At 46.0% G+C, this 6,997-nt stretch carries 8 protein-coding genes; 4 read left to right on the top strand and 4 right to left on the bottom strand.

Translation table 11 applies throughout. From position 1 onward, the window contains the following. Positions 1 to 235 (top strand): zinc ribbon domain-containing protein (locus HY877_02390; protein ID MBI5299132.1); only part of this gene is annotated, 235 nt, incomplete at its 5' end. 68 nt (positions 236 to 303) lie between these two features. Further along, positions 304 to 1,482, top strand: coding sequence for a thioredoxin domain-containing protein (locus tag HY877_02395; GenBank protein ID MBI5299133.1), 1,179 nt, complete (start codon positions 304 to 306; stop codon positions 1,480 to 1,482). A 27-nt stretch (positions 1,483 to 1,509) separates the two neighbouring features. Here HY877_02395 and HY877_02400 read toward each other — a convergent pair whose 3' ends face one another. Further along, entirely contained in the window at positions 1,510 to 2,736 is a 1,227-nt protein-coding gene (locus HY877_02400) for an adenosine deaminase family protein (protein ID MBI5299134.1), read from the bottom strand. Between the two features lie 144 nt (positions 2,737 to 2,880). On the opposite strand from HY877_02400, the gene HY877_02405 reads away from it, so the two are divergent. Beyond that, positions 2,881 to 3,498 carry a hypothetical protein gene (locus HY877_02405; protein ID MBI5299135.1) on the top strand — a complete coding sequence of 206 codons (618 nt, stop codon included), beginning with the start codon at positions 2,881 to 2,883 and terminating at the stop codon, positions 3,496 to 3,498. A gap of 200 nt (positions 3,499 to 3,698) precedes the next feature. On the opposite strand, the gene HY877_02410 is transcribed toward HY877_02405, so the two are convergent. Genes HY877_02410 through HY877_02420 form a run of 3 tightly spaced genes read right to left on the bottom strand, consistent with a single transcriptional unit; the run spans position 3,699 to position 6,647 of the window. Beyond that, on the bottom strand, positions 3,699 to 4,547 hold the full coding sequence (locus HY877_02410) for a ParB N-terminal domain-containing protein (GenBank protein MBI5299136.1): 849 nt from the start codon (positions 4,545 to 4,547) through the stop codon (positions 3,699 to 3,701). Further along, on the bottom strand, positions 4,540 to 5,466 hold the full coding sequence (locus HY877_02415) for a hydroxyacid dehydrogenase (GenBank protein ID MBI5299137.1): 927 nt from the start codon (positions 5,464 to 5,466) through the stop codon (positions 4,540 to 4,542). The genes HY877_02410 and HY877_02415 overlap by 8 nt, the downstream gene beginning before the upstream one ends. Continuing rightward, positions 5,463 to 6,647 (bottom strand): alanine--glyoxylate aminotransferase family protein, encoded by a 1,185-nt coding sequence (locus HY877_02420; protein MBI5299138.1) that lies wholly within the window; start codon positions 6,645 to 6,647, stop codon positions 5,463 to 5,465. The genes HY877_02415 and HY877_02420 overlap by 4 nt, the downstream gene beginning before the upstream one ends. A gap of 84 nt (positions 6,648 to 6,731) precedes the next feature. On the opposite strand from HY877_02420, the gene HY877_02425 reads away from it, so the two are divergent. Continuing rightward, the coding region (locus HY877_02425) for a helix-turn-helix transcriptional regulator (GenBank protein ID MBI5299139.1) at positions 6,732 to 6,997 on the top strand (266 nt) is incomplete at its 3' end.

Below are 6,997 nucleotides of genomic sequence, written 5' to 3' on the forward strand. Positions count from 1 at the left end.
AAAAATTTCCCCGATCCCTTCAAAAGACAAACGCTACACCGAGCACTGCACCAACCCGCGGTGCCGGAAACCCATGATGCTCTTCATGCGCTATTGTCCCTACTGCCACAAAAAAGTGGCGCGCCCGTGGCATCATCCGTCCCTTCCTGATAATTGCCCGTCCTGCAGATGGAGCGTGGCAAAAGATTATTGGGATTATTGCGCGTGGTGTGGGTCAAGTTTGATCAGAAAGTAATGGCACCATTCTGGTCAAGTTTTGGCTTTTGCGATTTGGAAGAGTGTGGTAAAAATTCTCCCCTATTTATGAAACGTTCTGTTTTGTGGTTTATTCTTGTTTTAAGTATTGTCGGTGCCGCGGTTTCTTTGTTGGCCACGCATCAATATTTTCAAATCCTCGAAAAAGGGTTTGAGGAAAAAAGTTTCTGCAATATCAGCGAATTAATCAATTGCGATCTGGCTTATGCTTCCAGCTACGCCAAATTTGCAAACATTCCGGTCTCATGGGTCGGTTTTATTTTTTATTTATGGACCATCGTCCTGACACTTTTAACCCTCTACAAAAAAGAATTGAAAGAAGCGGTCGCCAGTTTTGGTTGGGTTTTGTCTCTCATTGCCCTCGCCGTTTCTCTCTACAAAGCCTACATCGCCACGCTTGTTTTGAAAGTGGTGTGTCTTCTTTGTTTGTCAATGTATGGCGTTAACCTGCTCCTCTTTGTCGGCTGGCATTTCTTTCTGCGCGGGCGTTTTCGTCTTCAGGAACATCTCACGCTCCGCCCCAAGTTTGCTCAATTTACTGTTTTGACACTGGTACTTTTCGGATTGGGCTGGGGCATCATGTCCAGTTACCAGAAAAAATTTCTTAAGAACGCCCCTCTCGCCATTCCGGTCAGCGAAATTCTTCCGTATCACTTTCGCCAATCGCAATATGATTTTACCCCTGATCTGCAAAATCCGGTTTGGGGTAATCCCAATGCCGCGGTTACTGTCATCGAATTCAGCGATTTTCAATGTCCCTTTTGCAAAGAGGCCGCTTTCCATCTCAAACCGATGCTGTCTGAGTTCAAAGACAAAGTCCGTCTCTATTTTTATAACTATCCCATTAACAAAGATTGCAATGATCACATCCCGCAATCTTTCCATGAAAACGCCTGCATCGCCGCGCAAGCCAGCGTCTGTGCCGCAAAAATGGGGGATTTCTGGGGTTATCACGACGACATTTTCCGCAACCAAAAAGATTTAACGCGGGATTTGCTGATTCAATTGGCAAAAAACAGAGGATGGAATGAAAAAGAATTTGTTGATTGTCTTGAATCTCCCGAAACACGGGCTCATGTGAAAGCCGATGCGGAAGCCGGCAATAAAATCTACGTCAGCGGCACGCCCACGATACTCGTCAACAACCGGCGGGTCAAATACTGGAACGACCCCGAAATTTTCCGGGCCATTATCCGGGCAGAAATCGCAAAAACCCGTGCGCGTTAAAAAAAGCGATCAGCAATCAGCTTTCAGCTAAATAACTCCGAACTTTTTTTCTAATTTTTCGTAATAGTCGATGACTTGCCGGACGTATTCCCGCTTTTCGGCATACGAATGGAAAAAGAAACTGCGTTTGAAACCATAAAGGATAATATCCTTAAGCTGTGACGGGCTGATGGGAAAAGATTCCACGGCTTTTTCAATTTCATTGCAAACGGTGGTGTGCGAGACAAGCCGGTTGTCGGTGCACAAACTCAAAGAGAGTTTGAGATCAATCATCCTTCCCAGAGGATGATTTTTAAAACTTTTAATGGTGGGAATCGTCTGCAAATTACTCGTGAGACAGACTTCAATGGTGATGCGCTGTTCGGCGATATATTGTACAAGTTGGTCGGCGTATTGTTTACGTTCCTTCGCGTTCATCCCTTCAATGAGTTCCATTTCGAAAAGATGGGTACCGTGACCAATGCGTTCCGCGCGGCAATCTGTGATCGCTTGAAAAATGGATGGCGGACCATAGGCCTCACCCGCATGCACCGTTTTTCTCAAAAAATGTTTATGGGCGTATTGATATGCCTCAAAATGATCCTCGGCCGGATAGCCTTTTTCTTCGCCCGCCAGATCAAACCCCACAACCGGAAGCGCGTAATCATCACGCATTGCCACCAGCGCTCTCACCACCTCCAGCGAAGCAACGGGATAAAGTTCCACAAGAGGCGTGTGACGATGCACCGAAACAAAATCGCGAAAGTAATCGGAAAAACGCTCATCAAATTTGCGCATCGCACAACCGATAATTCCATATTCAAACGGCGGCTCCGCGCCACTTTTCACACCGGGTGTTTGGGCAAGTTCTTTTTTGGCGCGTTCTAAACCTTTGGCAACGGCTTCAATCACCTCCAACACGGTAAGATTTTTGTGCGCATTCAACTGCGGCGCGAAACGCGGTTCAATGTAGCGAACGCCTTCGTTAAAATTATCGATCGCCAATTCATACGAAACTCTTTCAAGCGATTCTTTGTCGCGCAAAACGGCGCAGGTGTATTTAAAACCGTGAAGATATTCTCCCAAGTCGGCATAATTTTTTTTGAAAACCAATTTCTCAAGGCCCTCTTCGGTGAAAGAAGGCAGTTCAATTTTTTGTTTTTTCGCCAAATCAATCAAGGTGGAAAGACGAAGCGAGCCATCCAGATGCACATGCAAATCGGATTTTGGAATAGCCCGAATAAATTCAGGCGAGATGCCTTTTGATTTGTTCATAAGTTTGAGTCTTGATAGCCCATTTTGGGGCGAAGGCAATCATAATATTTATCAGTTATTTCAAATAGTTAACAAAACTTTCCTCCGACCTGAAAAATTTTTGTTGTCGAACCGGCAAGGCCCATGTAACAAGCATTCCAAAGCATGAAACGGCAAATTCTCACATCACTCCTGTTGGCGGGCTCATTTTGTTTTCTCTTTTTTTCATCACCCACTCAAGCTTGCGGACATGAAGGATGGTATTTTGGAACCGGTTATTCCCAGCTCTTGCAATATTCACCCAACAACCAATTAACAGCCGCCGGCGTTTCCTCTCTCGGAAGAATCAATTTCAAAACAAGGTGGGGAGGTTACGCGAAAGTGGGTTACGATTTTTGCGCTTCCAGATGGGGCGTTGAACTTCCCGTCAGCTTCAACCGCCAGCGTTTGAATCGCTCTGAAATGGTGAACGTGATCGGCGTTGATTTGAACGCCCTCTTTCATATTATCGAAACACAAAACGGAATTGATTTCTACTGGATTGGCGGCACGGGCATGAACATTATTACCGATGGTTCGATTAACAACAACACAGGCGCCGGTGGAATCAATTTCAATTTCGGCCCCGGCTTTCAATATTTTCTCGATCAAAAACGAAACGTTTCCCTTAATTTTTCAGTCCCCGCTAAATACACTCTTTATTTCGGAAGCCACCTTTCCCAAGGTCACACCTCCGTAATCGGAATTCCCCTCCTGGCGGGATTCACCGTAGGATTTAAATAAAAAAACTGTTTCATTTGAAGTCCGTGGTGTGTTTGCGCGGGGGAGGCCTCTGTGGAAAGCGTCTCGGAAGCGATTTTTACCTTATCGGGATCAAAACAAAAATCGCTGAGAGTCGAGCGAATTTTTTGGGTGTCCCAAAAGATATCGCATCTTTCCACAGAGGCCTCCCCCGCGCAAACACATATTCGGCGGAGAAAATTTTAATCCGCAAAGATGTAGACGGATTCGGGGTAGAAACGGACGCGGTTGTTTTCGTAACACCACTTCAGATGGTCCTGCAGAAGTTTGTTTTTTGTTTTCAAATCGATATCGGTCATCAACAGAGACAGATTCAGATCAACTCTTAGAGGACGCTCCGGAATTAAATGGCGCGTGCTTTTTGGCGGGAAAATTTTCTTGTGAAGCGTTCTCGCCAATACCTCTTCCTTTGTGAATTGAGGCCGCAACACCACGGATTGGGCGCCCGAAACGGAAAAATTATCCAGCGTCAAAGAATTATCGGTATACACCACCTTCACATCCCGCTCACTTAAGATGCGGTCGATCCGGTCGTTTGCAACACAAAGTTCTTCCACCAACTCGTTTGAGTCGAGGTTTTTCTTTTCCAAGGCAAAAACGGACCCATTCGTGTCACCAACGGCCAACAACGATTTGCGGCTCAACACACGTTTCTTGGCCTCTGCCAAATTTTCGACACGGGAATAATGATAACCCGATTTTTCAGGGAAAAGTTCTTTCAACAAAAGAGGCAAATCGAGCGGTTGAAAAAGAAAAGCATCCCATCCTTCCAAAACAATTTTTGGGGAAAAATAATCTACCATGCAGGCCAAAATATCACGCACGCCGAGTTTTTTGAGAGCCGCGAAGCGGTGCATTCCATCGAGCACAATATAGTATGGATTTTTTCTGCAGACGATGACGGGATTTTTCATGATCCCCTGATCCTTGACATTCGAGGCGATCTGGTCAACCCACTTTTCGACAATGCCCTCATGCACGAGAGAATCGGCTATCGGAATAATCTGAAGTCGGTGATAAATTTCATCCATGTTTGGCAAACTCGATAATAATATGGGCGGCTTCAATGCCTGCGCGGATTTGTCCTTCGTTTGTCATCGCTCCCAAATGAGCCACAGCCACAACCTGTTTCATTTTTAACAACGGATGATCAGGACTCGGCGGTTCCTTTTCAAACACATCAATCGCCGCTCCGGCTAAATGTCCACTCTGTAAAATTTCCACCAAAGCTTCTTCATCCACAATGCCACCACGCGCGGCGTTGATCAAATAGGCACCCTTTTTCATTTTCTTAAGCAGATTCAAATTAAAAAGATGACGGGTCTCCGGTGTGAGCGGCAAATGAATCGAAATAATATCCGATTGGGAAACGACTTCTTCCAAAGATTTCAACTTAATTTCCAATTCATCGGCCACTTCGGGATTAATGATCTGATCATGCGCCTCGACACGCATTCCAAACGCCTTGGCCCTCTTGGCGACTTCTTGACCAATGCGTCCCAGCCCCACAATGCCGATTGTTTTCCCCTTGAGTTCGGTCCCCTGAAAGCTTTTGCGATCCCATTCGCCCCGTTGCAGAGAAGCATTTGCCTGAGGAATCCGTCTTGCCAACGAAAGCAGTAATGCAAAAACATGCTCCGCGACGGTGATCGTGGTTGCATGCGGGGTATTTTCAACGCGAATATTGCGTTTTTTCGCCGCCTCCACATTCACATTATCCAAACCAACGCCCGCACGCACAATCAGTTTCAAATTGTTTGCCGCTTCAATCACTTTGTCCGTTACTTTGGTGGCACTGCGAACGACGATCACATCAAAAGGAGGAATAATTTCGCAAACGGCTTCGGGCTTTAAACCGGTTTTGACAGTGACATCGAGTCCCGCCTTTCGCATTTCTTCAACGGCGCCGTCAGCAATGGAATCTGAAACTAAGACTTTGAGTGATTTCATAATCCCCCTTTTGGATCCTGCCAGAGTGCTTCCTGCGCGGCGGCCAAGCCGGTTCCGAGTTTCACAGAGGCACCCAAACGCTTCATGGCAATTTCCAATGCACTGATGCCGACAATGACATCGAAGCGATCCACGTAACCCAGATGGGCAATGCGCAAAACTTTTCCCTTCATTTCTCCCTGTCCGCCCGCAATGGTAACGCCCAAATCATCGCGCATCATTTTCACAATTTTTTCTCCGTCCAGTCCCGCGGGAACTTTCACGGACGTCAAAATATTTCCGGGACGTTCGGCGAACAATTCCAGATTAAGCGCCTGCACTCCCGCGCGTGTGGCGTTGGCAAGCCAGCCATGGCGCGCCCAAACACCTTCGATGGTTTCTGATTTTACAATCTTCAGTGCTTCCTGAAGTTGAAACAAAAGACTGATTGCCGGAGTATAAGGACTGTCATCCGATTGAAGGGCTTTTCTGTAGGATTTCAAATCAAAATAGAAGCGAGGATTTTTTGATTGCTCGATTTTCTTCCACGCCTTGGGACTGACCGAAATAAATCCGAGCCCGGGTGGTAACATCACGCCTTTTTGCGAACCGGTTAGAATGCAATCAACCCCCCATTGGTCCGGATAGCAAGGTTCGGCGCCAAGACCGCTGATTCCATCCACCACAAAAAGAGCCTCTGTTTTGGAAACAACTTTTCCAATGGCTTCAATATCATAAACGCAACCCGTAGAAGTTTCGGAAAGCTGGGTGAAAACCCCTTTTGCTTCTGGATTTTTTTTCAATGCCTCTTCTATTTGTGCGGGCTGAATCGCTTTTCCATATTCGATTTTAATCGGGATGACGTTCAAGTGAAAAGCTCTGGCAATTTCGCTCCAGCGCTCACCAAATTTTCCTCCCTCCACCACGAGAATTGTTTCTCCCTGGGAAGTAAGGTTGGCAATTGCCATTTCCATCACACCGGTGCCGGAGGACGGAACAAAATAAACCGGATTCTCTGTGACGAAAAAATATTTGAGGCCTTCCGCAACCTCTTTAATGACTTTCTGAAATTGGGGAGTCCGATGATGAATCATGGGAAGAGCCCCGGCAAGACTAATCTCCGAAGGAATAGCCGTCGGACCCGGCGATAAAATATAATTTTTCTTGATTTTCATGCGGCCGACATTATTTGGAGCGAACATAAAGTCAAGAATGAAGAAGAGAATTACAATCTTGACCCCTGTTACATTTAAGTTTACTATAGTTGACAGATAGAAGAAGAATCTATGTATTTACAAATACTTAAAAATATAATGGTTTCTAAAAAACTAAACAGATCCGATGTTGCCAATCTGGCCCGGGTTTCACGGGCGTGCGTCTCAAAATGGTTTCGCACCAAACAGGGATGGGTCAATGTCGAAAGCGATACACTCAGAAAACTTGCCACCGGGTTGAATATATCGCCCGATCTTTTTCTGAAAGAGAGGGCCGATTTGTCTGTGATGGAAACCCGTTTTTTATGGGATCGTCTCTATCCCGACATGGAAAATTT

Source organism: Deltaproteobacteria bacterium (genome assembly GCA_016213065.1).
In the GTDB taxonomy this organism is placed as follows: Bacteria; UBA10199; UBA10199; order SPLOWO2-01-44-7; family SPLOWO2-01-44-7; genus JACRBV01.